The sequence below is a fragment of the Streptomyces sp. NPDC047043 genome (assembly GCF_040644055.1).
Classification (GTDB): Bacteria; Actinomycetota; Actinomycetes; order Streptomycetales; family Streptomycetaceae; genus Streptomyces.
The window spans coordinates 1-26,793 of sequence record NZ_JBEYVO010000039.1; the positions used below are offsets into that span (position 1 = coordinate 1).

A 26,793-nucleotide genomic window follows, 5' to 3' on the forward strand; every position below is an offset into this window, starting at 1 on the left:
TAGCTCCGCTACGAGGGCTTCCGCCCGGCACGCCGAGAGCACGCACCGAACGCCGCTCCTTCTCCCACGGAGATCCATCAGAAGAGCCCTAGGCCCCGGCCCGGTTCATCGCTCCAGTAGCATCCGCTGCAGCTCGCGGGCCGCCCGCGGCGGTGCCACGTCGCTGCGGTGGGCCAGTGCGATGGTGCGGTGCAGTCCGGGCCGGGCGAGCGGGGTGACCCGCAGCCCGCGGCCGGACCGTGCCGCGACCATGCGCGGTACGACGGCCACGCCGAGCCCGGCCCGGACGAACCCCAGCACCGCGTCCATCTCTCCGCCCTCCACCGCGAAGTCCGGCTCGAAGCCCTCGGCGCGGCACGCGGCCACGGTCAGCTCGCGCAGGTCGTAGCCGTGCCGGAACATCACCATGGGTGCGCTCTCCAGGTCGGCGATGCGTACCGTGCGCCGTCCGGGGCCGGCGGGTGCGGGCGACTCCGGTGACGAGACCACCACCAGGTCCTCGCGCAGCAGCTCCACCGTCGTCAGCGCGGGGGACGGCGTCGGCAGCGGCAGGACGACGAGCGCCAAGTCGAGGGCGCCGCGGGCGAGTTCGCGTACGAGATCGTGGGAGCCGCCCTCCTCGATCAGCAGCCGGATGCCCGGATAGCGGTCGTGGAAGGCGCGCAGCACGTCCGGCAGCAGACCCGTGCACAGGCTTGGCGTCGCGCCCAGCCGCACCCGGCCGCTGCGCAGCTGCACCAGCTCCTGCACCTCGTGCCGGGCGGTGTCCGCGTCGGCCAGGATGCGGCGGGCCAGCGGCAGCAGCGCCTCGCCCGCGTCGGTGAGCGTGATGTTGCCGCGTGCCCGCAGGAACAGATCGGCCCCCAGCTCCCGCTCCAGCGCCTTGATCTGCTGGGACAGCGACGGCTGCGCGACATGGACGAGGTCGGCGGCCCGGGTGAAGTGCCGGGTCTCGGCGACCGCCACGAAGTACTGGAGCTGCTGGAACTGCATGAGTCGTACGATAGCTGTTCCCTATTGAATCAAGCCGGACCATGTCTTGGACCGATGGGGCCGTTCGGCCCTAGCGTCTTGAGTCATGGCTCTGGCAACGCGGACGGACCGACGGCCGTCCATGGCGCGCACCGTGTGGGACAGCACCGTCGGCAAGAAGACGGTGATGGCCGTCAGCGGTGTGATCATGCTGCTGTACCTGGTCGTCCACATGATCGGCAACCTGAAGATCTTCTTCGGGGCGGGCGAGTTCAACCACTACGCCCACTGGCTGCGCACCATCGGCGAGCCGTTCATGCACTACGAGTGGACGCTCTGGCTGATCCGGGTCGTGCTCGTGGTCGCGGTCGTCGCCCACGCCACGTCCGCCTACCAGCTCAGCCGCCGCGACATCAGGGCGCGGCCCAGCAAGTACGTGCACAAGAGGCCGCGGGCCAGCTACGCGACGCGCACCATGCGCTGGGGCGGGATCATCCTCGGCCTGTTCATCGTGTGGCACATCCTCGACCTGACGACCGGCACCGTGCACTCGGGCGGCTTCCAGGAGGGCCACCCGTACCAGAACGTCGTGGACACCTTCTCCACCTGGTACGGCAACGTCATCTACATCGTCGCGATGCTCGCGCTCGGTCTGCACGTCCGGCACGGCTTCTGGAGCGCCGCGCAGACCCTCGGCGTCGGCAGCCGCGCCCGCGACCGCGCCCTGAAGACCGTCGCCAACGTCCTCGCACTGCTGCTCACGGCCGGTTTCATCGCCGTCCCCGTGGGCGTCATGACCGGAGTGGTGAGCTGAACATGACCGACTTCGCGGACTACAACACCGGCGAGCCCGTCGCCGACGACAAGGCCCCCTCCGGCCCCGTCAACGAGCGCTGGGACAAGCGCCGTTTCGAGGCCAAGCTGGTCAACCCGGCCAACCGGCGCAAGCACACGGTGATCGTGGTGGGCACGGGGCTGGCGGGCGGTTCCGCGGGTGCCACGCTCGCCGAACAGGGCTACCACGTCGTCCAGTTCTGCTACCAGGACTCGCCGCGCCGGGCCCACTCCATCGCCGCGCAGGGCGGCATCAACGCGGCCAAGAACTACCGCAACGACGGCGACTCCATCCACCGCCTCTTCTACGACACCGTCAAGGGCGGCGACTTCAGGGCGCGGGAGTCCAACGTCCACCGCCTGGCGCAGATTTCGGTGGAGATCATCGACCAGTGCGTGGCGCAGGGCGTGCCGTTCGCGCGTGAGTACGGCGGTCTGCTCGACACCCGGTCCTTCGGCGGCGTACAGGTGTCGCGGACCTTCTACGCCCGCGGGCAGACGGGCCAGCAGCTGCTGCTCGGCGCGTACCAGGCGCTCAGCAGGCAGATCGCCGCGGGCAACATCGAGATGCACCCGCGGACCGAGATGCTCGACCTGATCGTCGTCGACGGGCGGGCACGCGGGATCGTGGCGCGTGATCTCATCACCGGCAGGATCGACACCTACTTCGCGGACGCCGTCGTACTGGCCAGCGGCGGTTACGGCAACGTCTTCTACCTGTCGACGAACGCCATGAACTCCAACGCCACCGCGATCTGGCGGGCCCACCGGCGCGGTGCCTACTTCGCCAACCCCTGCTTCACGCAGATCCACCCCACCTGCATCCCGCGCACCGGCGACCACCAGTCGAAGCTGACGCTGATGAGCGAGTCGCTGCGCAACGACGGCCGGATCTGGGTGCCGAAGGCCAGGGGCGACGACCGGCCGCCGAACAAGATCCCCGAGGACGAGCGCGACTACTACCTGGAGCGCATCTACCCGTCCTTCGGCAACCTGGTCCCGCGCGACATCGCCTCCCGCGCCGCGAAGAACGTGTGCGACGAGGGCAGGGGCGTCGGGCCGGGTGGTCAGGGTGTCTACCTGGACTTCGCGGACGCCATCGAGCGCATGGGTCGCAAGGCCGTCGAGGCCAAGTACGGCAACCTCTTCGACATGTACCAGAGGATCACCGACGAGGATCCGTACGAGGTGCCGATGCGGATCTACCCCGCCGTGCACTACACGATGGGCGGGCTGTGGGTCGACTACGACCTGCAGACCACCATCCCGGGCCTGTTCGCGATCGGCGAGGCCAACTTCTCGGACCACGGGGCGAATCGGCTGGGTGCCTCCGCGCTCATGCAGGGTCTGGCCGACGGCTACTTCGTGCTGCCGGCGACCATCAACGACTACCTGGCCCGCAACCCGCACCACGAGAAGGTCACCGCCGAACACCCCGTCGTGCAGGAGGTGTTGGCGGAGACGGAGGACCGGCTCAACCTGCTGCTGTCCGTCGACGGCGACCGCACCCCCGACTCCTTCCACCGCGAAGTCGGCGAACTCATGTGGGAGTTCTGCGGGATGGCCCGTACGGATGCCGGTCTGCGCAAGGCACTGGAGCGGATCCCGCAGATCCGTGAGGAGTTCTGGCGGCGCATCAAGGTGCCCGGCACCGGCGAGGAGTTCAACCAGTCGCTGGAGAAGGCGAATCGCGTCGTCGACTACCTGGAGCTCGCCGAGCTCATGTGCCTCGACGCGCTGCACCGCAGCGAGTCCTGCGGCGGCCACTTCCGCGAGGAGTCGCAGACGCCGGACGGCGAAGCGGCCCGCAGGGACGACGAGTTCGCGTACGCGGCCGCCTGGGAGTTCACCGGCACCGGCGAGGCTCCGACCCTGCACAAGGAAGACCTGGTCTTCGAGTACGTCCACCCCACTCAGCGGAGCTACGCATGAAGCTCACCCTGCGCGTCTGGCGGCAGAAGAACGCCGACGCCGAAGGCGCCATGTCCACGTACGAGGTGGACGGCATCTCCTCCGACATGTCGTTCCTGGAGATGCTCGACACGCTCAACGAGGAACTCATCCTGCGCGGTGAGGACCCGGTGGCCTTCGACCACGACTGCCGCGAGGGCATCTGCGGTGCGTGCTCGCTCGTGATCAACGGGGATGCGCACGGGCCGGAACGGACCACCACGTGTCAGTTGCACATGCGGTCCTTCAAGGACGGCGACACGATCGACATCGAACCGTGGCGGGCCTCCGCGTTCCCGGTGATCAAGGATCTGGTGGTGGACCGGTCGGCCTTCGACCGGATCATCCAGGCCGGCGGGTACATCACCGCGCCGACCGGGGCCGCGCCGGAGGCGCATGCGACGCCGGTGCCGAAGCCGGATGCCGACTTCGCCTTCGAGCACGCGGAGTGCATCGGGTGCGGGGCGTGTGTGGCGGCGTGTCCCAACGGGGCGGCGATGTTGTTCACCTCCGCCAAGATCAACCATCTGAATGTGCTGCCGCAGGGAGCGCCCGAGCGGGAGACGCGGGTGCTGGACATGGTGGCGCAGATGGATGACGAGGGCTTCGGGGGCTGCACGTTGACGGGGGAGTGCGCCACCGCCTGCCCCAAGGGCATTCCGCTGGTGTCGATCACGAGCATGAACAAGGAGTGGCTGCGGGCCACTCGGAAGGTGGCCAAGCGGTAGAGCCGGCCAGGCAACAAATACGTTCGCCGAAAACGTGCGGACGGGCGGGGCCGGGAGTGGTGCTCCCCGGCCCCGTCTCGCTTGTGTGCCGCGTGTAGTGTCCGCGCATGATCTTTGGACGTAAGGGGAGGGAGCGGTTTCTCGAGGCCGTCGCCGGGTTCGAGGCCGCTGTGCGTGAGCGGGACGGGGAGCGTTCTCAGCGCGCGATGCAGGAGATTCAGCAGCACTACGCCAAGGCGGGGGACGGCGAGTTCGTCCAGGCCGGGCCGCGGCTGGCGGCGCTGCTACCGGAGGTGCCCCTGGGGCCCCGCGGCCTGGTCGCCGTACTGGTCGGGGCATGTGTCGAGCGGGGCGCCGACGCGCGCGCCTGCGCGCCGTACGTCTTCGACGGGCTCGGCGAAGCGCTCGGCGCCGCAGGGGAGTTCTGTGAACGCTGGGCGGCGACCGGCGGGGGAGAGATCCCCGCCCCGGATCCGGACGCCCTGGACGAAGCGGCCCTCGAACGGGTCGGAGCGGACGCTGCGGAGGGCTGGCTGACACTGCCCCAGTGGGAGATGGCGTCCGTGGCGATGCTCAACCACGCCGCGGTGCGGGCCGAGCTCGGCGACCGGCGCCCCCGGCTGCTGGAGGCGGTGAGGTCCGTGCAGGAGGCCTCCGACCACGACTTCAAGTGCCTGTACTACGCTCTGCTCGTCCTCGACGACGAGCCGATGGTCGTGCTCCACCGGCCGACCGGCACCGGCTATGTGCTGCGTATGAGCGGCCTCGGCGACAACTTCCAGCTGCACACCCTCCTCGCCGACGTCCTCGTGGGCGGCGGCCACCTGCCCGGTCACGCCCCGTCCGCCCAGGAGGCCGCGGTGTGCCGTGACGCGGCGGGCCAGGTGCCGACCACCGGTTCCTTCAATCTCGTGGGCCCGGACGGCGAGTGGGTGTGGAACGAGGGAACTCCCGCGGACATCCCGGTCGTTGACGGCGTACGGCTGCTCGTCCTCGACCCGCCGCCGTACCAGCGGGGCTGGCCCGCGGGCCGGTTCTTCCCCGGCATGACCGGGGACCTGGTCCTGGAGCGTGTGCTCGACGAGGCGGAAACGAGGGGATGGCTGGAGCAGTGCGTGGCCGCGAAGTGAACGGCAGCGCACGATCGGCCCGCTGAGCGAGCCGTTCAACAACCCCACACCCGCTCTCTCTGCGCCGGACACGCGAAGGTCAGTCGGCATCGGAAGAACAGGGGCGGCAGATCGAACGCCACCGGTCTGCCGCCCGCTCCGCCGACCCGGCCCGCGATCAGGAGAGAGCCATGACCGGCGTAACCACCCTCGACCGTCCCCCGCAGTCCGAGGCCCCCACCCGCTACAGCGTCTCCCTCGCCCGCGACGAAGCCGATGTGCGTGCCGCGCAGCGGCTGCGGCACGAGGTGTTCGCCGGGGAGATGGGCGCCCTGCTGGCCACCCCGCAGCCCGGCTACGACATCGACTCCTTCGACGCGTACTGCGACCACCTGCTGGTGCGCGAGGAGGTGACCGGCCAGGTCGTCGGCACCTACCGGCTGCTGCCGCCGGAGCGCGCCGCGGTCGCCGGACGGCTGTACTCCGAGGGCGAGTTCGACCTCGGCGCGCTCGACGCGATCCGCCCCGGAATGGTCGAGGTCGGCCGCTCCTGCGTGCACCCCGACCACCGCGACGGCGCCGTCATCGGCCTCATCTGGGCCGGCATCGCCCGCTACATGGTCGACCGCGGCCACGAGTGGCTGGCCGGCTGCTGCTCCATCCCGCTCGCGGACGGCGGCGCGCTCGCCTCGGCGACCTGGGACCGGGTGCAGGACAAGTACCTGGCTCCGGAGGAGTTCCGGGTACGGCCCCTGCTGCCCTGGGTCCCCGACACGGCCGCCCCGGCCGCGCGCGCTGGCGTTCTCCCGCCCACCCGCCCTGAACTCCCCGCCCTGCTGCGCGGCTACCTGCGCCTCGGTGCCTGGGTGTGCGCCGAGCCCGCCCACGACCCGGACTTCGGGGTCGCCGACCTGTATGTGCTGCTGTCGATGCGCCGGGTCAACCCGCGCTATCTGCGGCACTTCCTCTCCCTCGTCCCGGCCTGATGAGCGTCTGGCAGCCCAGCGCGCCCTGCACCCCCAGGGCGTGCATCGAGCCGACGGGGTCCGTCACGGCCCTACCACGTGCCGTGGCGCGGATCGCGGCGGTCACGATCCTGATGATCGTCGGGATCGTGCTGTCGCCGCTCGGCGGGCGGATCCCCGCCGAGTGGGTGAAGCGGTGGTGCCGGTGGATCGTACGGGCCGCAGGGGTCCAGGTCCGTATCACCGGCGCCGCCGCGCCCACCGGCGGACTGCTGCTGGTCGCCAACCACATCTCCTGGCTGGACATCCCGCTGCTGGCCGCCGTCCGCCCGGCCCGGATGCTGGCCAAGTCCGACATCCGGCAGTGGCCGGTGGCCGGGCCGGTGGCCGCGCGCGGCGCCCTGTTCATCGACCGCAGCCGGCTGCGCGCCCTCCCCGGCACGGTCGCCCGCATCGCGGACGCGCTGCGCGACGGGCAGGCCGTCGGGGTCTTCCCCGAGGGCAGCACCTGGTGCGGCCGCGCCCAGGGCAACTTCCGCCGGGCCGTCTTCCAGGCCGCACTGGACGCCGGCGTCCCCGTCCAACCGGTACGCCTGCAGTACCGGGTGACCGGCGGGCCGTCCAGCACGGCGCCCGCCTTCATCGGCGACGACTCGCTGCTGGCCTCGGTGTGGCGGGTGGTGTCGGCCCGCGGGCTGGTCGCCGAGGTGGAGGTACGGCCGGTCATCCCGCCCGGCAGCCACCCCGACCGGCGCTCCCTCGCCCGGGCCGCGCAGCCCGGCGCGAGCACCCAACCCGACTGGACCCACGCCGCGTTGGTGGCCTAGGCCCGGCGAAGGAAAAACCCGAGGACGGCTCGGGCACCGACTGTTAGCGTTGATCCCATGAAGGTCATCAGGCGAACCCGTACCGCAGCCGCGCGAGCGACCAGCTCACCGGCTGCCGACGCCTGACCTCTCCACCACATTCCCCGGCGGCTGGATACGGACCGCCGGGTCGTCGTCGTATCTCTTCTCCCCGTCTGCTCGCGCGGTTCTTTCCGGTCCCGACGACTTGAAGGACCAACGCCATGAACACCGAGCAGACCCTGCGGACGTTCACCGACTTCTACCGCGAGCGCGGCCACCACCTCATCACCGGAAGCTCGCTCCTGCCCCCGGACTCGGACCCGGTGCTGTTCACCACCTCCGGCATGCACCCCCTCACGCCCTACCTCCTGGGCCGCCCCCATCCCCACGGCCGACGCCTGCTCAACGTCCAGCGCTGTCTGCGCACGACGGACCTCGACGAGATCGGCGACCTCACCCACCTGACCGTCTTCGAGATGCTCGGCTCCTGGTCGCTGGGCGACTACGGCCACTCGCAGAGTCTGCGGTGGGGATACGAGCTGCTGCGCGACGGATTCGGCATCCCGCACGACCGGCTGCACGTCACCGTCTTCGGCGGCGACGACCAGGTGGGCCCCGACACCGAATCCCTGTGCACCTGGCGGGAGTTGGGAGTGCCCGTGGAGCCGACCGGCGAGGACAACTGGTGGTCCAACGGCCCCGTCGGCCCCTGCGGCCCCGACTCGGAGATCTTCGTCTGGACCGGCGACATCCCACCCCAGGGCACCCCGACCACCGACCCCCGCTGGGTGGAGATCTGGAACCACGTCCACCTGCGCTACCAGCGCCACGAGGACGGCAGCCTCGAACCCCTGCGGCAGCCCGGCATCGACACCGGGATGGGACTGGAACGGCTGCTGACCGTCCTCCAGGGCCACAACTCGGTCTACGAGACGGACCTGTTCGAGCCGTGGACGCGACTGCTGCCGCCGCTGTGGGGCCTGGACGAGCCCTCGATGCGTCTCGTCCACGACCACCTGCGCTCGAGCATCGTCGTACTGGGCGACGGCGTACGCCCGTCCAACACCGGCCGCGGCTACGTACTGCGCCGCCTGCTCCGCCGCCTCCTCACCACACTGAGGCGCGACGGCTCCCCGCGCACCTTGTCCGACCTGCCGCAGGAGCTCATCGAGCACACCCTCGACCACTTCCACCAGCCCAGCGGCACCGGACCGATCCGTGACGAACTGCTGGAGGAGGAAAGGCGGTTCACGAAACTCCTCGAACGAGGGCGCCGCGTGCTGTCCCGCTCGGAGTTCCAACGACCGCTGACGGACGAGGACTTCGGCTACCTGCACGACACCCACGGCCTGCCGCGCGACCTCGTTGCCGGCCTGCTCACCACCCGATGAGCGGCTACGGCTTCAGGGCGTAGAAGATCTCGATGCCCGCGCCCGCGGGGCCGTGGGAGTCGCGCCAGGCAAGCAGGACCCGGTTGTCGCCGACCAACGTCATGTCCGGGCTCGGCGACTCCGGGTTGTCGGCGCTGACCTTCGTAGGCGCCTGGAAGCTGTCACCTGCGTTGGTGCTCCGGGTGAAGTAGACGGCGAACTGGTTGTTCACCACCGCCTGCCAGGCGACGAAGACGTTGGTCCCGGATGCCACGACTCGGAGGAAGTCGGGATCGGTGCCGGTGGTGGCGTTGCTCAGCTTGATGCGGTTGGCGAAGATGCCGTCGTTCTCCCGGTCCCGCCGGAAGACGACATCGCCGCCCTCGGCCCACACCACATAGACCCGGGTACCGGACACCGCGATCCTCTCGCCGCCGGAGAAGACCGTGCGACTGTCGCTGAGGTTGATCCGGGGCAGGAACGTCGTTCCCCCGTCCTTGCTCCGGGCCAGGAAGACGTCCGGCTGCGGGTCGTTCGGATCGAAGCCGGGCGGAAACTCGTGCCAGAGGACGAAGACGTTGCTCCCCGACCTGGCGACCGTCGGGGGCTCGGCGTCCGCGTTGGGGGTTCCGGGGATCTGCTTCGGCGCGGTGAGCGCACGCTCCTGGATCGTGGTGTCGTCGGCCATGACGGCCTCCTGCTCATCGGGGTCGGGTGGGCGTCCCCTCCGTGGCCGACCCTATTGGCGCCGCGGCACGGTGACTGTCGAGGAATCGGCCACTCCGAGCCGCAACACGGCGGACCTGTGCGGTAGCAGAGCTCAGGGAAGCGCCCGTGCCAGAAAGGCAGCCGTGGCGCTCCCGCCCGTCCCCGCGACCTCCGTCGGCGTCCCCGCCGCCACGACCCGGCCGCCCGCGTCCCCGCCGCCCGGCCCCAGGTCGATCACCCAGTCCGCGCCCGCCACGACCGACATGTCGTGCTCGACGACGATCACGGTGTGGCCGGCGTCGACGAGACCGTGGAGTTGGCGCATCAGGACCTCGACGTCGGCCGGGTGGAGCCCGGTGGTCGGTTCGTCGAGGAGGTAGAGGGTGTGGCCGCGCCGTCCGCGCTGCAACTCGCTGGCCAGCTTGATGCGTTGGGCCTCGCCGCCGGACAGTTCGGTGGCGGGCTGGCCCAGGCGCAGGTAGCCGAGGCCGACGTCGAGGAGGGTGGTCAGACTGCGGGCCACCGCCGCCGTGTCCGTGAAGAACTCCGCCGCGCTCTCCACCGTCAGGTCCAGCACCTGCGCGATGTTCCGTCCCCGGTACGTGACTTCGAGCGTCTCGGGGTTGTAGCGGGCCCCGCCGCAGTCCGGACACGGCGCGTACGTGCTCGGCAGGAACAGCAGCTCGACGCTGACGAACCCCTCGCCCTGGCAGGTCTCGCAGCGCCCTCCCCCAGAGGGGGTACCCCCAGCCACGTTGAAGGAGAACCGTCCGACGCCGTAACTCCGGGCGCGCGCCTCGTCGGTGGCCGCGAACACCTTGCGTACGACGTCGAAGAGGCCGGTGTAGGTGGCCAGGTTGGAGCGCGGGGTGCGGCCGATGGGCTTCTGGTCGACCGAGACCAGGCGTTCCACGCCCGCCAGGTCCTCGGTGATCTCGCCGATGAGGGTGGACTTCCCGGACCCGGAGACACCGGTGACCGCGGTGAACACGCCGAGCGGGAACTCGGCGGTCACCCCGCGCAGGTTGTGCCGGGTGAGCGGGCCGACCTTCAACTGGCCGCGGGCGGTGCGGACTTGGCGTACCCGAGCGGGGGAGTGGTCGAAGAGGTAGCGGGCCGTCGCCGACTCCGCCACCGCGGCCAGGTCCGCCACCGGGCCGCTGTACAGGACCTCCCCGCCGTGCTCGCCCGCGCGCGGGCCCACCTCCACCAGCCAGTCGGCGCCGCGTACGACGTCGAGGTGGTGCTCGACCACGAACACCGAGTTCCCGGCGGACTTCAGCCGGTCCAGGACGGTGAGCAGGGCCTCGGTGTCCGCCGGGTGCAGTCCGGCGGAGGGTTCGTCGAGGACGTACACCACGCCGAACAGCCCGGACCGCAACTGGGTTGCCAGGCGCAGCCGTTGGAGTTCACCCGCGGAGAGGGTGGGGGTGGCGCGGTCCGGGCTGAGGTAGCCGAGGCCGAGTTCGAGGATCGGGGCGATACGGGACTTCAGATCCTCGGTGAGGACCCGGGCGGCCTCGGAGGTGGCGTCCAGGGTGTCGGCGAGATCCGTGATCGGCAGTGCGGCCAGCTCGGCGATCGTACGGCCGGCGAAGGTGACCGCCAGCGCCTCGGGGCGCAGCCTGCTGCCGCCGCAGGCCGGGCAGGGGGCGCTGGTCAAAAAGCGTTCCGCCTTGGCCCGCAGGGTCGGGCTCTTGGAGTCGGAGAAGGTCTTCATGACGTAGCGGTGGGCGCTCATGTACGTGCCCTGGTACGGCCGTTGGATGCGGTCGGCGTCGCGGACGGGGTGCACAGTGACGACCGGCTGCTCGTCGGTGAACAGGATCCACTGCCGCTGTTCGGCGGGGAGTTCGCGCCAGGGCCGGTCCACGTCGTGGTCGAGCGCGTCGAGGATGTCCCGCAGGTTCTTGCCCTGCCAGGCGCCCGGCCAGGCCGCGATCGCGCCCTCGCGGATCGACAGCGACGGGTCGGGGACCAGCAACTCCTCGCTCGTACGGTGGACTTGGCCCAGGCCGTGGCACTCGGGGCAGGCGCCGGCGGCCGTGTTGGGGGAGAAGGCGTCCGAGTCGAGGCGCTCGGCGCCGGGCGGGTAGTCGCCGGCGCGGGAGAACAGCATGCGCAGAGAGTTGGAGAGGTTGGTGACCGTGCCGACGGAGGAGCGGGATGTCGGCGCCGAGCGCCGCTGCTGCAGGGAGACCGCGGGCGGCAGTCCGGTGATCTCGCCGACCTTCGGCGCACCCACCTGGTGGATCAGTCGGCGGGCGTACGGGGCGACCGACTCGAAGTAGCGCCGCTGCGCCTCGGCGTAGATCGTCCCGAACGCCAGCGACGACTTCCCGGACCCGGACACGCCCGTGAACACGGTCAACACGTCCCGCGGGATGTCGACGTCCACGCCCTTGAGGTTGTGCTCACGGGCGCCGCGGACGCGGACGTAGGGATCGTGCGGTCCGTGTGGGTCGTGGCGGTCGTGCGGGCCGTGCAGGTCGCGCGAGTCGTGTGGGTCGTGCATGAAGCGGGCTCCGTACGGGGCTTCGGTCGGGGCGGCAAACAGGGGCGGACGGGCAAACCTCGCGATCCTACGCGAGGCCTGTGGTCCTCAGGCCGTCGACGGCGTGGTCCTCAGGCCGTCGACGATCAGGTCGAGGATGCGCCGAGCGCGCTCCTCGCCACCCCGCGCCGGGTCGATCCGCCACAGGACGCTGAGCTGCAGCAGGACGTCCTCGGGGTCGAGGCCGGGCTTGAGGGAGCCGTCGGCGGCGCCCGCGTCGAGCAGGAGGCCGATGGCGCGGACGAAGGGCTCGTAGTACTCGTCGTCGAGGCCGCCGTTGGTCGCGGCGTGGATGACCTCGGCGACGCCGTACTTGAGCTGTCCGTAGTGCGCCACCTCGTCGAACCAGCGCCGCAGGGCTTCGAGGGGCGGATGCTCGGCGAGCAGCGCGGGCGCGCGGTCGATCAGGTGCTGGATGTCGTGGCGGTACAGCTCCAGGACGAGCGCCTCGCGGGTCGGGAAGTGGCGGTAGAGCGTGCCGATGCCGACGCCGGCCTGTTTGGCGATCGCGGTGAGGGACGCGGAACCGGAGGCGGCCAGCGCCTCGCGGGCGACGGTCAGGATCCGCTCGCGGTTGCTGAGCGCGTCTTTCCGGGTCGGTTTCGCGGCGGGCGGCGGGTTCACGGGTGTCGGTCGTCCCCTCGTCGATCAGGTGAGATTGCCAAGCGGAGGGGCCTCCGGTACGTTGGGTGTCGTAGCGGAGGGGCCTCCGCTTCATTGTGGCACAAGCAGGTCCGCTCCCTGTCGGCACACCCCTGCTCTCTGCCTGCACTCTTCCTGCCGACGCATCTGTCGGCACATCCCACCCACTCCGTGGAGGACAGTCATGCCCGAACTCGTTCTGGTCACCGGAGGCAGCGGCTACATCGCCGGCTGGTGCATCGCCGAACTGCTGCGCCGCGGCTACGACGTCCGCACGACGGTGCGCTCCGCGGACCGCGAGAAGTCCGTCACCGACGCCGTGTCGGCCGTCGTCGACCGCGCCGGCCGCCTGAGCTTCGCGATCGCCGACCTCACGGCGGACGAGGGCTGGGACGCGGCGCTCAAGGGCGTCGACCACGTCCTGCACGTCGCGTCCCCGCTGGGCGGCGCCTCGGGCGACCCGGACGCCCTCGTCCGCCCCGCCCGCGACGGCACGCTGCGCGTCCTGCGCGCGGCCACCGCCGCCGGTGTGCGGCGCGTGGTGCTGACGTCGGCGGCGAACGCCGCGAGCCCGTCCTCGTACACCGAGGGCATCACCGACGAGACGCTGTGGACCGATCCCGACGATCCGACGCTGATCCCGTACCGGCGCTCCAAGACCCTCGCCGAGCGCGCGGCCTGGGACTTCATGGAGGTCTACGACGGCCCGACGGAACTGGCCACCGTCCTGCCCGGCGCCGTGTTCGGCCCCGTCCTGACGACGGACGCCACCGGCTCCGTCGGCATCGTCGCCCGCATGCTCTCCGGCGGGATGCGCGGCATCCCCCGTATCGGCCTGGAGATCGTCGACGTCCGCGACCTCGTCGACGTCCACCTCCGCGCGATGACCTCCCCGGCCGCCGCGGGCCAACGCTTCCTGGCCACCGGCGAGTTCATGTGGATGGCCGACATGGCCCGCACCCTCCACGAGGGCCTCGGTGACCACGGCCGCCGGGTGCCCACCCGTCAGATCCCGGACTTCGTCGTCCGCCTGGCCGCCCGCTTCCGGGACCCCTCCCTGAGGGAGATCACCGTGTCCCTCGGCCGCCGCAACCGCCACAGCACCGAGAAGGCCAGGACGCTCCTCGGCTGGCAGCCGCGTTCTGCCCGGGAGGCGGTGCTCGACTGTGCGGAGAGCCTGATCGGGCGCGGCGTGGTCTAGGGGGTTGCTATGCACCTATTTGGGTGAAAGGCTCAATGAAAGTGCTCTCCCTGTGCCCGAGGGTGAGCCAAGGTCCCTTCAAGACAAAACCGGCCCGATGGAAGGGACAGGGCATTGAATCCGAGGCGTGCCGCAACAGTCGTTGGCGCGGCCGCGCCCAGCGGGGAACTGCCGGCCCCTTCCCCACTCGAGATCTGACGGCGTACATCAAGGTGCGCAACACCGGAACCAAGGCGCTCAATGTCTCCTGCGAGGCATTCTCGCGTCCCGATGGCGGCTCCTGGGAGAAGGTGGGCACCGGTCGCTCCTACGTCGGGGCAGGCGAAGCCATTGGCCCCGTCGAAGTGGGAAGCGCGACCCGAATCTGCGCCCCGTGAACGTCGAGATCCCAGTACATGCTCGGGCCGACGGTGCTGCGTGGAGCGGGTGGTCGTCCGCATCGACGAAGCAGTGCCAGACATAGGAACCCGACGCCCCGCGGGCTTGGGTGCACGGGCGGGCTCAGCGGGGGTGGGGCGACCGTAGCCCCGGGTGAGGGCCCCACGCGGTCGGCGCACTCCGTCATGCGCCGCTCCCCGCTCGGGGTGAGGCTGGCAGCATGAGCGGCGCACAGCCCATCGTGATCTACCCTCCCGCCGAGGACGGCGGGCGGCGAGTCCGCGCCGCCGACCACTTCCTGGGCATGGCGTACGGGCTTCTCGACATCGTCGAGTTCCTGCGCCTCGCGGGTCTGGAGGACGTGGACGAGGACTGGGTACGGCAGTCCCCACTGATCGAGTGGCGGGGCGGCGGGCCGGAGGTGTGGCAGCACTGAGGCGGTGTCGGTGGAGACGGCGGTGACGAGGTGAGCGGACTCGCCCAGGGCCTGCCCGCTTCCTCTACCGCGCCTCATATGCCGCCCGCGATCCGGTGAAGACCGACGGTGTCACCGGCGGCCGGGGATGCCGGGGTGCTGCTCGCGCAGTTCGCTCATGAACCTCGTCATCCGTCCGGTTGCGTTAACGTCGCTCAACTACTTTCGCGATGCGACCAGTTCGGGGGCGCGATGAAGCTTCTCCTCACCGACTCCGGTGTCAGGAACGCAAGCATGCTGGCGGCTCTGGTCGATCTCCTGGGCAAACCGATCGCCGAGGCCGGCGCCCTCTGCATCCCCACCGCAGGGTACGGGGGCCAGTACGGGGACCCGGGCGGACCATGGCGTTTCATCAGCGGACGGTCCCCCAATCCCATGACCGAGCTGGGGTGGAAGTCGATGGGCGTGCTGGAGCTCACCGCACTGCCCGGCATCGACAAGGAACGCTGGGTCTCGTGGGTCCGAGAGACAGACGCCCTGCTGGTGAACGGCGGCGACGCGCTGTACCTGTGCCACTGGATGCGGGAGTCCGGACTGGCCGACCTCTTCCCGTCGCTGCACGACACGGTCTACGTAGGGCTCAGTGCCGGGAGCATGGTGCTGACTCCCCGCATCGGGGAGGCCTTCGTCGGCTGGAAGCCGCCCACCGGTGACGACAGCACGCTGGGAGTCGTCGATTTCTCCATCTTCCCGCACCTCGACAGCCCGGACTGTCCGGAGAACACCATGGCCGCGGCGGAACGGTGGGCCGCCGATATAAAGGGTCCGGCGTACGCCATCGATGCTCAGACCGCCATCAAGGTGGCCGACGGCGACGTCGAGGTCGTCTCCGAGGGGCACTGGAAGCTGCTCAACCCGGCATCATGAACGTCGAGGACCTTCTCGTCGTCGAGCTCGCCCACCAATGGATCCCTCAACTTCCCGAGTCCGCCGCGGTGTTGGCGGCACGGCCGAGCAGTCGCCGGAGGCTTGGCATCGCCCGGGGACCGCTGGCAGCATGCCGCGATGCGCAAGAACACCGCCTATGAGGGCGCCTTGGGCGACTATTTCGCCGAATCGGCCACCGACGGCCCCTACAACGCCCACACCGACCGGCCCGCCATGCTCGCCCTGGCCGGCGACGTCACCGGCCTGCGGGTCCTGGATGTCGGCTGCGGCGCCGGGCACTACATCGCCGAACTGCGGGCCCGGGGCGCGGCCGAGGTGGTCGGCGTGGAGGGCAGCGCGACGCTGTTGGGCCACGCCGGCGACCGGGTCGGTCGCGACGCGGCCGTCACGCTGCACCACCACGACCTGGAGGAGCCGCTCGATTTCCTGCCGGACGGTTCCTTCGACCTTGCGGTCGTGGCCCTGGTGCACCATCACTTGGAGGACCGCACGCAGCTGCTGGTCGAACTGCGCCGGGTGCTGCGTCCCGGCGGAATCCTGTTGCTCTCCACGGTCCATCCGACCGCCGACTGGGTGTGGAACGGTGGCTCCTACTTCGATGAGAACCGCATCGAAGTCCGCTTCGGCGAGAGCGGGTTCACCAACTCCTACCGCCGTATGACGATGCAGACGTTCCTGGGCGAACTCCTCGGCGCCGGCTTCGCCCTGGAGCGGCTGGTGGAGCCGCGCGCCGAGGAGTCGGCCCGCCACGTCGACGAGAGCCGCTACCTCAAGACCCTTCGGACGCCGTTCTTCGTCGCCGTCCGCATGCGCAAGGACTGAGCGTGCCGGGCCCGCGCAGCCTCACGCCGGATAGGGCGCAGCCTCCCGTGCCGATCGGAGCGCGCCCGCCCACCAAGACAGCTGGTCCAGCAGCGTCTTGGCGTACCCGGGCGCCTCGCTGTCGACGGGACGGCCGTCCTGCCAGGCCGTGAAGTAGTTCGGGAAGGCGAGACCGTCGCGGATCGTCACCGCGTGCAGCTCGGTCAGGACGTTCTCCAGGTGGAGGACCGCGTGCCGGCCGCCCGCCGCGCCGCCGTAGCTGACGAAGGCGACGGGCTTGGCCGTCCACTGGGTGAAATGCCAGTCGATGGCGGCCTTCAGCGATGCGGGATAGCTGTGGTTGTACTCCGGTGTCACCACGACGAACGCGTCCGCGCCCTCCAGGGCCGAGGTCAGGGCCGCCATCCCGGAGGGACGGGGGTACGCGTCGCCGGCGTACTTCGGCGAGGCCGCCGGCAGGGCCAACGGGATGTCGATCTCGGCCAGATCGACGATCTCCACCTCGAACCCGCCGTGTGTTTCGGCCTGTTCGGCGACCCACGAGGACACGACCGGGCCGAACCGCCCGTCCCGCACGCTTGCGACGACGATCACCAGCTTGTGCCTGCTCTGCTCGTTCTTCTCCATGGCCACCACGATCACGCCGCACCGCGACCCCAGCCAGACCGTGCTCAGGCTGGCCCCCACAGGGCCACGCTGAGCCCTCCGCGATCAGCGGCCCGCGTCCTATGCTCGCCGACATGGGCACGCCGTTGGGGGACTTCATCCGGGCCAAGCGCGACAGCATCCAGCCCCAGTCGCTGGGACTGCCCGAGCGCGGCCGCCGCCGGTCACCGGGCCTGCGCCGCCAGGATCTCGCCGCGCGCGCCGGCATCAGCGTCGAATACCTCACCCGCATCGAACAGGGCCGCGACCGCAACCCGTCGGTGGCGGTGGTCAACGCGCTGGCCGACGCCCTCAGCCTCGACCCGGCGGAGCGCAACCACCTGCGCTACCTCGCGAAGATCACCGGCGGTGAATGCATCGCCCACACCCGGCCCGCACCACCGCGCCGCCAGGTCCGGCCACAGGTCCTGGCGACCCTCCGCCTCATCGAGCCGGGGATCGCCATGGTCACCAACCGGCTCGGCGACGTCCTCGCCCGCACCGGCGGCTACGAGGCGGTGATGAGCGCGGCCGGACTGCTCGACGCGGACGAACCCAACCTCACCCGCTACCTCTTCACCGACCCCCGCGCCCGGACGTTCTTCGCCGACTGGGACGACGTGGCGGACGAGCAGGTCTTCGACCTGTGGCTGGGACCGTCCGTGGAGAACTCGGAGTGGTTCACCGCCGAACTCGCCCCCGTCGCAGGCCCCGACTTCACCCGCCGCCTGAACCGCCATGTGGTTCCGCCCCGCGCAGCTCTCCGCCTCGACCACCCGTCCGGGGGCGAACTCCGTCTCGAGCGCGAGACACTGGAACTCTCCTCGGACGCCCAGCAGTTGGTGGTCTTCCTGCCCGCGGACGAGCGGACCGCCGAGGCAGTCGAGCAACTCGGCCGCCTGCCCCACGGCCGGCTCCGGGCCATCTCCTGACCCCGGCCGCCGAAGCCGACGAGACCGGCCCACGGCCCGCAAAGCTTGTTCAATCCCGCGCGCGTGATCGGCCGCGAGCTGTTCTGCTGGTTCCTGGAACTTCCCCCTTTCCCGCCCATCCCGGAGGGACAGATGGACACCTATCGAGTCGCGCAGGCCGTGCAGGCCGGCGGGCCGTTCCAGATCGTCGAGCGGGAGGTGCCGCAGCCCGGCCCCGGCCACGTACGCGTGGTGGTGGAGGCCTGCGGGGTCTGCCACAGCGACACCCTGTTCGTGAACGGCGGAGCGCCGGGCATCAGCTTCCCGGTGGTCCCCGGGCACGAGATCGCCGGACGGATCGACGCGCTCGGCGAGGGCGCCCAGGACCGCGGCTGGCAGGTGGGCGACCGGGTGGCGGTCGGCTGGTTCGGCGGCAGCTGCGGCCACTGCACGCCCTGCCGGCAGGGCGACTTCATCGTCTGCGAGAGCCTGAAGGTGCCCGGTTGGGCGTACGACGGCGGCTTCGCCGAGATGCTGATCGCGCCGGCCGACGCACTGGCCCGCATTCCCGACGCCCTGTCCGCGATCGACGCCGGGACCATGGCCTGCGCGGGCGTGACCACGTACAACGGGCTGCGGCGCAGCTCTGCCCGGCCGGGCGACCTGGTCGCCGTGCTCGGCCTCGGCGGCCTGGGCCACCTGGGCGTGCAGTACGCGGTCGCGATGGGCTACGAGACCGTGGGGATCGCCCGCGGGGCCGAGAAGGCCGACTTCGCCAAGCAGCTCGGCGCCCACCACTACATCGACAGCACGGCGGCCACGCCCGTCGCGGAAGCCCTGCGGTCCCTCGGCGGCGCCAGGGTCGTCCTGGCCACGGCCGGCAATTCGCAGGCCATCACGGCGACCGTGGAGGGGCTGTCGCCCCGCGGCGAGCTGGTGGTCATCGGGGCGGACGCCCAGCCCCTGGGGATCAGCCCGGGGCAGCTGCTCATGAGCGGCCGGGTCGTCCGCGGCCATCCCTCCGGCACCTCGCAGGACGTGCAGGACACCATGGCGTTCAGCGCCCTGCACGGCATCCGCCCGATGACCGAGACCGTGCCGCTGGACCGGGCCGGCGAGGCGTACGAGAAGATGCTCTCCGGCACCGCCCGCTTCCGGATGGTGATCACCACCGGCTGAGACCACGCCCCGCTGGTCAACGACCGGGCCCGCCGGTGGCGATACGGGCGAGGCGGCGATACGAGTCCACCAGCGCCGCCCGGTCGTACGTACTGGTGGTCACCACCACCTCCTGCGCCCCCGTCTCCTTGATCACCGTCTCCAGCTCGTGCGCCACCTGCTCCTCGGTGCCCGCGATGTGCCCGGCGAGCCCGGCCTCGTAGAAGCCGCGCTCCTTGGCGGTCATCGCGAGCGCCTCGACGCGCTCGGCGGGCGGCAGCGGTGGGAAGGTGCCGTGGGTGCGGGAGTACGCCATCGACCAGGCCTCCGGGATCAGCAGCCGGCGGGCCCGTTCGGGGCTGTCGGCGACGGCGATCGTGCCGGAGATGACGACGTACGGTTCGGCGGCCCAGGGGGAGGGGCGGAAGTGGGCCCGGTAGTGGTCGATACCCCGCTGCATCTTCTCCCGGTTGCGGAGGTCGCCGATGACCATCGGCAGCCCCGCACGGGCCGCGATCGCGGCGCCCTCGCCCATCGCCAGCACGAACGGCGGCACGCTCAGCCCCTCGGCGGGCCGCGCGTGCACCCCGGTCGGGGACGTCCCGCGGAACCAGCCCAGCAGCTCCTCGAGCTGCGCCCCGAAGTCCTCGGCATCGTCCTTGTCCCGCCCGAGCGCCTTGCGCACCCCGTCCGTGAAGCCGACCGAGCGGCCAAGACCCATGTCGATGCGCCCCGGGAAGAGGGACTCCAGCACCCCGAACTGCTCGGCCACGACCAGGGGTTGATGGTTGGGCAGCATCACACCGCCGGTGCCGACCCGGATCGTGCGGGTCGCGCTCGCGACGGCCGCGGCCAGCACGGTCGGTGCCGACCCGGCGACTCCGGGCACTCCGTGATGTTCGGAGACCCAGAGCCGGTGGTAGCCGAGCTCCTCCAGCTCCCGCGCCAGTTCTACGGTGTCGCGCAGCGCCTCGGCGTTCGTGTGGCCCTCGCGGGTGCGGGAGCGGTCGAGGACGGAGAAACGGGTCGAGGCGATCGCGGAGCTCATGGAGGGTTCAACACCCGGGAGCCTCCAGGATTCCGCAGCGGCAGCGGACTTCGCTCACACAACCGGCGGCTACGGCTGCCAGGTGCCGTGCGCGTGGAGCCCGCCCTCGGCGATGACGTCGGGCGTGCCGCCGTCGGCGGGGACGGCCCACAGGCTTCGGCTGTCCGGCTTGACGGCCGTAAGGACGATCCACTTTCCGTCCGGTGTGTACCGGGGCTGCGTGGACCGCAGGTCGGTGCTCTTGTTGTGGGTCAGCTGCTGCAGCCCTGTTCCGTCGGGGTGGATGCGGTACAGGTTCGAGATCTTCGGGGTGAAGTTGCACTCGATGAGCGGATAGGTCGAGAAGACGATCCACCGGCCGTCGGGCGACCAGTCGGCGTCGCCCGCGAACATCTTCGGGTCGGTCAGCCGCCGCTCGTGCGTCCCGTCCGCCGCGACGGTGTACACGGCGGTCCCGGTGGGTTTTCCGTCCCGGTAGGGGTCACGCCAGTACGTCAGCCGCGAGCCGTCGGGCGACCAGCGCGGGTTGTACTCGCGGTCGCATGCCGGACGGGTGTTGCTGGTGATCTGCTCGACCTTCCCGCCCGCGACGGTGCCGATCCACAGCCCACAGTCCGAGGGGACCTGGTCTCCCGCCTCCTTGCTGTCGACGAACGCCGCGAGGGCGCGCGAGAAGGCCACCTTCTTGCCGTCCGGCGAGTAGGCGGGCTCGTCGTCGCCCACGCACGGATCCGCGCACTGGAAGAGCTGACGGGCCCGTTTCGTGGCGAGGTCGTACGCGTAGAGCGGCTCGGTCGCGCCGCCGCGGGTGGTGAACACGATCCGCTTCCCGTCCGGTGACCAGTCCGGAAGGAGCTGCTCCTTCTCCGTGCCGGCGGCGATCCGGTGGTCGTCCGTCCCGTCGGGGTGGATCAGCCATACGCCTTCGGTGCCGCTGCGGCTGGTCTGGTAGGCGATCCAGGCGTCGTCCCCGGCGAAGGGATTCGGCGACGACGCAGTGCTCCCGCCGCTTATCGCACCGGACACGGACGGCGCCGCGCGTCCTGCCGAGGAACCGCTCGAACACGCTGTGACCACCAGCAGGGCCATGGCCGCCAGTGCGAGCACGAGCTGGCGGCGCCCGGCCCGCCCGAAAGTCCGACGACTCATCGGGCACCCCTCGTCGGGACGGCCGCTCGGCCGTCCCGCGGGATGCCAGGGGAGCGAAGCGTGCGGAGACATGGCCTCTTGTGCGTATCTTCGGACGCCCCGGACCGGTCGCCGTCGTGCGGTTCGGTGGAGATCTCAGGGCGCGATGTTGTGGTTCAGGCGGAACAGGTTGCCCGGGTCGTAGCGGCGCTTCAATTCCGTCAGACGGGCGTGGTTGCCGCGGTAGTTGGCGCGGACGCGGTCGTGGTCGTCGGCGTCCATGAAGTTGACGTAGCCGCCTCCTGCGCAGTGCGGTTCGAGCGCCTTGTAGAAGGCGCGGACCCAGGGCTTCTGGGCCTCGCAGTCCCCCCGGGTGGTCAGAGTGGGGCTGAGTGCGATCGAGTAGTCGGCGTCCCGGTAGGAGAAGGCGGTGTCCTCCGGGCGGACCCGGTGGCAGGCGCCGTCGACGGGGAAGACGACCGTCACGCTCTGGATGGACGGGGTGGTGGCGCCGTACTCGACGAACGCGTCGACGACTCCGTCCGGCAGCCCACGGCTGAAGGCGCCCTTCCAGTAGTGGAACAGGCCGGGTGGCACGAGGTCGTCGAACAGGGTGTTGATCACCGGGTAGGGCATGCGCTCCACCATCCGGCCCAGCACCGGCCCGAGCCCGGCGACGCGGTCGCGGATGCGGTCGTCCTCGTCCTCGGGGCCGGTCCAGCAGGTGACCACGCCGCACAGCGGCCGCCCGTGCCAGCGTTCGGGCAGGAACGGCAGCGGCGGTCCGAGGCCCACGACGAGCAGCGCGCCGAGCCGCTCGTCGCCCTCCGCGATCAGCTCCCGGTAGCGGCGCATCACGTCGGCGTCGAGCGGGAAGAACGTCGGCCCGCCGAGGATGTCGGCGACGGGGTGCAGCCGGTAGGCGAAGGACGTGACGACGCCGAAGTTGCCGCCGCCCCCGCGCACGGCCCACATCAGGTCGCTGTTCTGCTCGTCCGTGCAGGTCCGGAAGGATCCGTCGGCGGTCACCAGGTCCACCGAGGTCAGGTTGTCGCACGCCAGACCGCAGCGCCGGGCCAGATAGCCCATGCCGCCGCCCGTGGTCAGGCCGCCCACCCCGGTGGTGGAGACGATCCCGCCGGTGGTGGCCAGGCCGAAGGCGTGCGTGGCGTGGTTGACGTCCGCCCAGGTGCAGCCGCCCTCGACCCACGCCGTACGGGTGTCGGGGTCGACGCGGATCCCGCGCATCCGGCCGAGGTCGAGGACGACTCCGCCGTCACAGGTCCCGTGCCCGGCGACGCTGTGACTGCCGCCGCGGACCGCGAGCGCGAGGCCCTGCTCGCGCGCGAAGTCCACGGTGGCCATCACATCGCCCGCGTCGACGGCCCTGACGACGATCGCCGGCCGCTTGTCGTGCAGCGCGTTGTAGACCGCGCGCGCCTCGTCGTACTCCGGGTCACCCGGTGCGACGATCTCGCCGCGCACGGACCCGTGCAGCCGCCCCAGCAGTTGCGGGTCGAGGGCCGGTGTGGCGGTGGTTGTCATGGCGGCCACCTGCTTTCCGTTCCGGTGTCGGGAGGGGGTACACCACCGGTCTACGGGAGAAGCGGGTGGTCCTCATCGCCGGAACGGCCCATCCGGTCCACCGGCGGGCATGGGCAGAACGGCCCATCAGGCCAGGCCGTGCGTGCAGGCGTACGCCGTCGCCGCCGCCCGCGAGGACACGTCCAGCTTGGCGAAGATGTTGTTGAGGTGCCGGGCGACGGTGTGCTCGCTGATCACCAGTTCGGCGGCGATGGCCCGGTTCGTCGCGCCCGCGGCGACCAGCTGCAGCACCTCGATCTCCCGCCCGGTCAGCCCGCCCGGCGGCCGGTGCTGCACATCGGCGAGCAGGGCCGCAGCCCGGCGGGCGTCCGGTACGGCGCCCAGTTCCCGGAAGGCCTGCCCGGCGGCCCGCAGCTCCATCCGGGCGCCCTCGTCGTCGCCCGCGGCGCGATCGGCCGCGGCCAGCGTCATCCGCACCTGGGCCGCCTCGTACGGCACCTGCAGCTCCAGCCAGAGCGTCACGGCCCGGCGCAGCAGCGGCAGCGCGCGGTCCAGTTCCCGGGCCGCGAACGCCACCGCGCCGCGCGCCGAGGCCGCGCTCGCATGCAGCACCGTCGTGTGCGAACCGCGCCGCCGCTGCCACTCCCGGGCCAGGGACTCCAGCTCCTCGGCCGCGGCATCGGCCTCGTCGAGCCGGCCGAGGGCGAGGCAGATCTCCACCTGGGCCGCGAGCAGCTGACAGCGTTCGAGACCGCCGGGCCCGGAAGCCTCGCGGCTGTCGTCGAGGGCCGGGCGCAGCACGGCGGCCGAGGCCTCGGCCTTCCCCTGGGCCAGCCGCAGCAGGGCCAGTCCGGGCTGCGGGTCACGGCCGAGCTCGTGGGCGCGCTCGTACGACTCCTCGGCCGCCGCCAGCTCACCGCGCCGCCGCCGGACCTCCGCGGTCACGTAGAACGCCTCGGCGGCCATCCGCCGCTCGTAGGGCAGCAACTCCTCGCAGGCCCGTACGGCCTCGGCCAGCGCCCGCGTCCAGCTGCCCCGCAGCTCCAGCACCTCCACCCGGTGCACCCGGCACAGGCCCCGGAAGCTGCTCTCCGCCGGTATCGAGGCGCACCAGGTCATGGCCGCCTCGGTCCACTCGGCGGCGCGCGCGAGGTCGGCGCAGGCCATGCACTGCTGCAGGCCCAGGCAGTAGATCCAGCCGGTGAAGAAGGTGCTGAGCTCGCCGGCCGTGGCCGAGCACATCGCGTCGTCGAGTAGCTCGAGTCCCTCGGCGACCCGGCCCCGGGCGACCAGGACGCCCGCCTGCGCCTGGACGCTCATGGCGTGCAGGTCGGGGCTGTTGCAGCGGTGTGCGATCTCGGCCATGCGCCGGGCGGCGGCCATCGCCTCCTCGAACGCGCCGCGCTGCTGCGCCGCCTCCGCGTCCATCCAGGCGAGATAGCACTGCTCGACGCACTCGGGCTGGTCCCGCAGATGCTGCCGGGCCCGGCGCAGCCAGCCGGCGGCCACGGCGGAGCGGCCGGCCAGCTGGTGTTCGTAGAAGAGCATCCAGGCGCAGTACGCGGCCCGTCGGTCGTCGCCGGCCGCCACGTACCCGGTGTAGGCGCGCATCCGCTGGACGATCGACTCCTCGATGCGGCTGGTCCACCAGGCGGCGTCGGCGAACGCGGCACAGTCGTCGGCGGTGAGCCGGCCGGGGTCCAGGCGGTGCAGCAGCCCGTACGCCTCGGCCCACGCCTCCCGGGCCACGGCCTCCCGCGCCCGCCGCAGTACGTCGCCGCCGCTCTTCTCAGTCACACGCGGCTCCCTTCACGCCCGCCGCGAGCAGGACCGCCCCGTAGGGCCTGTCCGGCGGATCAGCTCGGCGTCGCGGGCCCAGGCACGCACATCTGTGGCACCAGACCCCGCTCGGGGCGGCCAGGCAGCACCGTCTCCTGCAGCCGACCCGATCCGCCGGGCAGACCCTATGGCCAGGATAGTCAGGGCAGGAGTAGCGGGCCCCGGGCCGCGTGATCGTGATCGCAGGCCTCGTCGATGCCGTAGGTGTCCCAGGCGGGGAACGGATCGACCGGCGGGAGGCTCTCGCCGGGTGTCATCAGGCAGCCGGTCAGGGCTGCTTGGAGTCCCGGCGCGTTCAACTGCGTGCCGATCAGGACCAGTTCCTGTGCGTACGGCGCATCGACGTCACGGGCGGCGGACGGCTCGAAGCGGGCCACGCTGCCGGCCTGGGACCACAGGCCCGTCACGTGCGGTCGGCCGGCCAGGGTGAAGAAGCCCTTGGAGCGCAGGATCCGGCCGTACGCGCCGCTGTCCAGGTCCTCCGTCACGAAACGCCACAACCGGCCGGGATGGAAGGGGAGTTCGGAGCGGAAGACGGTGGAGGAGATGCCGTACTCCGCGGTCTCGGGCACGTGGTCCCCGTTGAGTTCGCGCACCCAGCCCGGCGCCTGCTGGGCGCGGTCCAGGTCGAACAGGCGGGTGCCGAGGACCTGGTGGAGGTCCACGCGCGCGTGGCTGGCCGGGACGATCCGGGCGGCGGGGTTGAGGCGGGCCAGCGTGGCCTGCAGCCACGCTGCCGTCTGTGCGTCAACCAGATCCACCTTGTTGAGCACGATGACGTCGGCGAACTCGACCTGGTCGACCAGGAGATCGCTGACGGTGCGCTCGTCGTCCTCGAACGGCGCCAGCCCGCGCTCGGCGAGCTCGTCGCCCGCCTCCAGTTCCGGCAGGAAGTTCGCGGCGTCGACGACCGTGACCATGGTGTCCAGCTCGGCGACCTCGCCGAGGGTGGCGCCGTCGTCGCGGGCGAAGGCGAAGGTGGCCGCGACCGGCATCGGCTCGGAGACGCCCGAGGACTCGATCAGAAGGTGGTCGAAGCGGCCCTCGCGGGCCAGCCGGTCGACCTCCTCCAGCAGGTCGTCGCGGAGCGTGCAGCAGATGCAGCCGTTGGTCATCTCGACGAGGCGTTCCTCGGTCCGCGACAGGGCGGCCTCACCGCCGCGCACCAGGGCGGCGTCGATGTTGACCTCGCTCATGTCGTTGACGATGACGGCGACCCGCAGGCCCTCGCGGTTCGCGAGGAGGTGGTTGAGCAGTGTGGTCTTGCCCGCCCCGAGGAAGCCGGACAGGACAGTGACGGGCAGGCGGTCGTGCGGCATCCGGCGTCAGCCCTCGGGGCGCAGCAGCCCGCGCTCGTACGCCTTGACCAGGTGCTGGGGCACGAGGTGGGCGACGCCGTCGATGGTGAGGGGCACCAGTTGGGGCGTGGTCGCCTTCCACTGGGCGCGGCGGTGGCGGGTGTTGCTGCGGGACATCTTCCGCTTGGGGACAGCCATGGGAATCCTCCTCGGTGGCCCTGGGTGGGCAGGCACCGAGGACGCTACATGAAAATGGATCCCATTAACAATTAGCGATGGTCGCCCTTCGAGGGCCGTCAGCGACGGGTGCGCACGCGCGCCTCCCGCGGCGGCCGGATGAACTGCAACTCCAGCGTGACCGGCGGCTCCGCGAGCCCCGGGCCGCCCGCCGCCGCCCAGCCGATGACCTCCTCCGTGCAGTCCTCGTCCATGGCGAAGCCGACCCACGTGGCGCGGCCGCCGGCCCGGCGCCCCTCCGCCGACGGCTGGACGACGATGACGTTCGCCTGGTCGCAGGGGCCCAGGCAGTCGGTCGTACGGACCTGGAAGCCGTGCTCGGCCGCCGCGGCCTGCAGTCGGTCCAACTGCCAGGCGTGGTCCGTGCCGATGGGGGTCCCCCCGGTCGAGCGAAGCCGAGACTGGGGGAGCTTGCGCGGGTCGCCGCAGCAGCAGCCCCGGCACACGACGAGCGTGCAGGGGCGCTGCCGGGCGGCGCCGATCATGATCGTGCGAGATGACATGCGAGAAGCATGCGGTGTACGGCGATCATGGCGCGCA

At 71.3% G+C, this 26,793-nt stretch carries 25 protein-coding genes; 13 read left to right on the forward strand and 12 right to left on the reverse strand.

Going from position 1 to position 26,793, the window contains the following annotated elements; genetic code table 11:
• Positions 1 to 105: 105 nt before the first annotated feature.
• Positions 106 to 993 (reverse strand): LysR substrate-binding domain-containing protein, encoded by an 888-nt coding sequence (locus ABZ880_RS44430; protein ID WP_361276057.1) that lies wholly within the window; start codon positions 991 to 993, stop codon positions 106 to 108.
• Between the two features lie 121 nt (positions 994 to 1,114).
• On the opposite strand from ABZ880_RS44430, the gene ABZ880_RS44435 reads away from it, so the two are divergent.
• The 7 genes from ABZ880_RS44435 (at position 1,115) to ABZ880_RS44465 (ending at position 8,797) form a co-directional block, all read left to right on the forward strand.
• Entirely contained in the window at positions 1,115 to 1,786 is a 672-nt protein-coding gene (locus ABZ880_RS44435; RefSeq protein WP_361276313.1) for a succinate dehydrogenase, read from the forward strand.
• A 2-nt stretch (positions 1,787 to 1,788) separates the two neighbouring features.
• The gene (locus tag ABZ880_RS44440) at positions 1,789 to 3,738 is read left to right on the forward strand and encodes a fumarate reductase/succinate dehydrogenase flavoprotein subunit (RefSeq protein ID WP_361276060.1); all 1,950 of its coding nucleotides are present in this window, start codon (positions 1,789 to 1,791) and stop codon (positions 3,736 to 3,738) included.
• Positions 3,735 to 4,484 (forward strand): succinate dehydrogenase/fumarate reductase iron-sulfur subunit, encoded by a 750-nt coding sequence (locus ABZ880_RS44445; protein ID WP_361276062.1) that lies wholly within the window; start codon positions 3,735 to 3,737, stop codon positions 4,482 to 4,484. The genes ABZ880_RS44440 and ABZ880_RS44445 overlap by 4 nt, the downstream gene beginning before the upstream one ends.
• A 107-nt stretch (positions 4,485 to 4,591) precedes the next feature.
• Positions 4,592 to 5,614 (forward strand): hypothetical protein, encoded by a 1,023-nt coding sequence (locus tag ABZ880_RS44450; protein ID WP_361276065.1) that lies wholly within the window; start codon positions 4,592 to 4,594, stop codon positions 5,612 to 5,614.
• Positions 5,615 to 5,784: 170 nt separating this feature from the next.
• A complete protein-coding gene (locus ABZ880_RS44455) occupies positions 5,785 to 6,579 on the forward strand; it encodes a GNAT family N-acyltransferase (RefSeq protein ID WP_361276068.1) in 795 nt (264 codons plus the stop codon).
• Positions 6,579 to 7,385: a lysophospholipid acyltransferase family protein gene (locus ABZ880_RS44460; RefSeq protein ID WP_361276070.1), complete on the forward strand. Its 807-nt coding sequence runs from the start codon at positions 6,579 to 6,581 to the stop codon at positions 7,383 to 7,385. Before ABZ880_RS44455 ends, ABZ880_RS44460 begins: the two co-directional genes overlap by 1 nt.
• 242 nt (positions 7,386 to 7,627) lie before the next feature.
• Complete coding sequence (locus tag ABZ880_RS44465) at positions 7,628 to 8,797, forward strand: alanine--tRNA ligase-related protein (protein WP_361276073.1); 1,170 nt, start codon at positions 7,628 to 7,630, stop codon at positions 8,795 to 8,797.
• Between the two features lie 4 nt (positions 8,798 to 8,801).
• Here ABZ880_RS44465 and ABZ880_RS44470 read toward each other — a convergent pair whose 3' ends face one another.
• From ABZ880_RS44470 to ABZ880_RS44480, 3 genes are all read right to left on the reverse strand, one after another.
• Entirely contained in the window at positions 8,802 to 9,464 is a 663-nt protein-coding gene (locus ABZ880_RS44470; protein WP_361276076.1) for a hypothetical protein, read from the reverse strand.
• A gap of 132 nt (positions 9,465 to 9,596) precedes the next feature.
• Positions 9,597 to 11,999 (reverse strand): excinuclease ABC subunit UvrA, encoded by a 2,403-nt coding sequence (locus tag ABZ880_RS44475; protein ID WP_361276079.1) that lies wholly within the window; start codon positions 11,997 to 11,999, stop codon positions 9,597 to 9,599.
• 87 nt (positions 12,000 to 12,086) lie between these two features.
• A complete protein-coding gene (locus ABZ880_RS44480; RefSeq protein WP_361276081.1) occupies positions 12,087 to 12,662 on the reverse strand; it encodes a TetR/AcrR family transcriptional regulator in 576 nt (191 codons plus the stop codon).
• A gap of 202 nt (positions 12,663 to 12,864) precedes the next feature.
• Here ABZ880_RS44480 and ABZ880_RS44485 point away from each other — a divergent pair, with 202 nt between their 5' ends.
• The 4 genes from ABZ880_RS44485 (at position 12,865) to ABZ880_RS44500 (ending at position 16,444) form a co-directional block, all read left to right on the forward strand.
• The gene (locus tag ABZ880_RS44485; protein WP_361276084.1) at positions 12,865 to 13,881 is read left to right on the forward strand and encodes an NAD-dependent epimerase/dehydratase family protein; all 1,017 of its coding nucleotides are present in this window, start codon (positions 12,865 to 12,867) and stop codon (positions 13,879 to 13,881) included.
• Positions 13,882 to 14,479: 598 nt separating this feature from the next.
• Positions 14,480 to 14,695 carry a hypothetical protein gene (locus tag ABZ880_RS44490; RefSeq protein WP_361276086.1) on the forward strand — a complete coding sequence of 72 codons (216 nt, stop codon included), beginning with the start codon at positions 14,480 to 14,482 and terminating at the stop codon, positions 14,693 to 14,695.
• 273 nt (positions 14,696 to 14,968) lie between these two features.
• Positions 14,969 to 15,601 carry a Type 1 glutamine amidotransferase-like domain-containing protein gene (locus tag ABZ880_RS44495; RefSeq protein ID WP_361276089.1) on the forward strand — a complete coding sequence of 211 codons (633 nt, stop codon included), beginning with the start codon at positions 14,969 to 14,971 and terminating at the stop codon, positions 15,599 to 15,601.
• 138 nt (positions 15,602 to 15,739) lie between these two features.
• Positions 15,740 to 16,444 carry a class I SAM-dependent methyltransferase gene (locus ABZ880_RS44500; protein WP_361276091.1) on the forward strand — a complete coding sequence of 235 codons (705 nt, stop codon included), beginning with the start codon at positions 15,740 to 15,742 and terminating at the stop codon, positions 16,442 to 16,444.
• Between the two features lie 21 nt (positions 16,445 to 16,465).
• Here the strand turns inward: ABZ880_RS44500 and ABZ880_RS44505 are convergent, their stop codons facing one another.
• Positions 16,466 to 17,071 (reverse strand): NAD(P)H-dependent oxidoreductase, encoded by a 606-nt coding sequence (locus tag ABZ880_RS44505; protein WP_361276316.1) that lies wholly within the window; start codon positions 17,069 to 17,071, stop codon positions 16,466 to 16,468.
• Between the two features lie 113 nt (positions 17,072 to 17,184).
• Between ABZ880_RS44505 and ABZ880_RS44510 the strand changes: the two genes are divergently transcribed.
• Complete coding sequence (locus ABZ880_RS44510) at positions 17,185 to 18,021, forward strand: helix-turn-helix transcriptional regulator (protein WP_361276094.1); 837 nt, start codon at positions 17,185 to 17,187, stop codon at positions 18,019 to 18,021.
• Between the two features lie 132 nt (positions 18,022 to 18,153).
• On the forward strand, positions 18,154 to 19,179 hold the full coding sequence (locus tag ABZ880_RS44515) for an alcohol dehydrogenase (protein ID WP_361276096.1): 1,026 nt from the start codon (positions 18,154 to 18,156) through the stop codon (positions 19,177 to 19,179).
• Positions 19,180 to 19,195: 16 nt separating this feature from the next.
• Here the strand turns inward: ABZ880_RS44515 and ABZ880_RS44520 are convergent, their stop codons facing one another.
• From ABZ880_RS44520 to ABZ880_RS44550, 7 genes are all read right to left on the reverse strand, one after another.
• Positions 19,196 to 20,206, reverse strand: a complete 1,011-nt coding sequence (locus ABZ880_RS44520) for an LLM class flavin-dependent oxidoreductase (RefSeq protein WP_361276099.1) — start codon at positions 20,204 to 20,206, stop codon at positions 19,196 to 19,198.
• A gap of 69 nt (positions 20,207 to 20,275) precedes the next feature.
• On the reverse strand, positions 20,276 to 21,355 hold the full coding sequence (locus ABZ880_RS44525) for a hypothetical protein (protein ID WP_361276101.1): 1,080 nt from the start codon (positions 21,353 to 21,355) through the stop codon (positions 20,276 to 20,278).
• A gap of 135 nt (positions 21,356 to 21,490) precedes the next feature.
• Positions 21,491 to 22,879 carry an FAD-binding oxidoreductase gene (locus ABZ880_RS44530; RefSeq protein ID WP_361276103.1) on the reverse strand — a complete coding sequence of 463 codons (1,389 nt, stop codon included), beginning with the start codon at positions 22,877 to 22,879 and terminating at the stop codon, positions 21,491 to 21,493.
• Positions 22,880 to 23,005: 126 nt separating this feature from the next.
• Positions 23,006 to 24,676, reverse strand: a complete 1,671-nt coding sequence (locus tag ABZ880_RS44535; RefSeq protein ID WP_361276106.1) for a LuxR C-terminal-related transcriptional regulator — start codon at positions 24,674 to 24,676, stop codon at positions 23,006 to 23,008.
• Between the two features lie 182 nt (positions 24,677 to 24,858).
• Positions 24,859 to 26,037 (reverse strand): GTP-binding protein, encoded by a 1,179-nt coding sequence (locus ABZ880_RS44540; protein ID WP_361276109.1) that lies wholly within the window; start codon positions 26,035 to 26,037, stop codon positions 24,859 to 24,861.
• Between the two features lie 6 nt (positions 26,038 to 26,043).
• Positions 26,044 to 26,214 (reverse strand): 50S ribosomal protein L32, encoded by a 171-nt coding sequence (rpmF, locus tag ABZ880_RS44545; RefSeq protein ID WP_361276111.1) that lies wholly within the window; start codon positions 26,212 to 26,214, stop codon positions 26,044 to 26,046.
• Positions 26,215 to 26,312: 98 nt separating this feature from the next.
• Positions 26,313 to 26,756 carry a (2Fe-2S) ferredoxin domain-containing protein gene (locus ABZ880_RS44550; protein ID WP_361276114.1) on the reverse strand — a complete coding sequence of 148 codons (444 nt, stop codon included), beginning with the start codon at positions 26,754 to 26,756 and terminating at the stop codon, positions 26,313 to 26,315.
• Between the last annotated feature and the right edge of the window lie 37 nt (positions 26,757 to 26,793).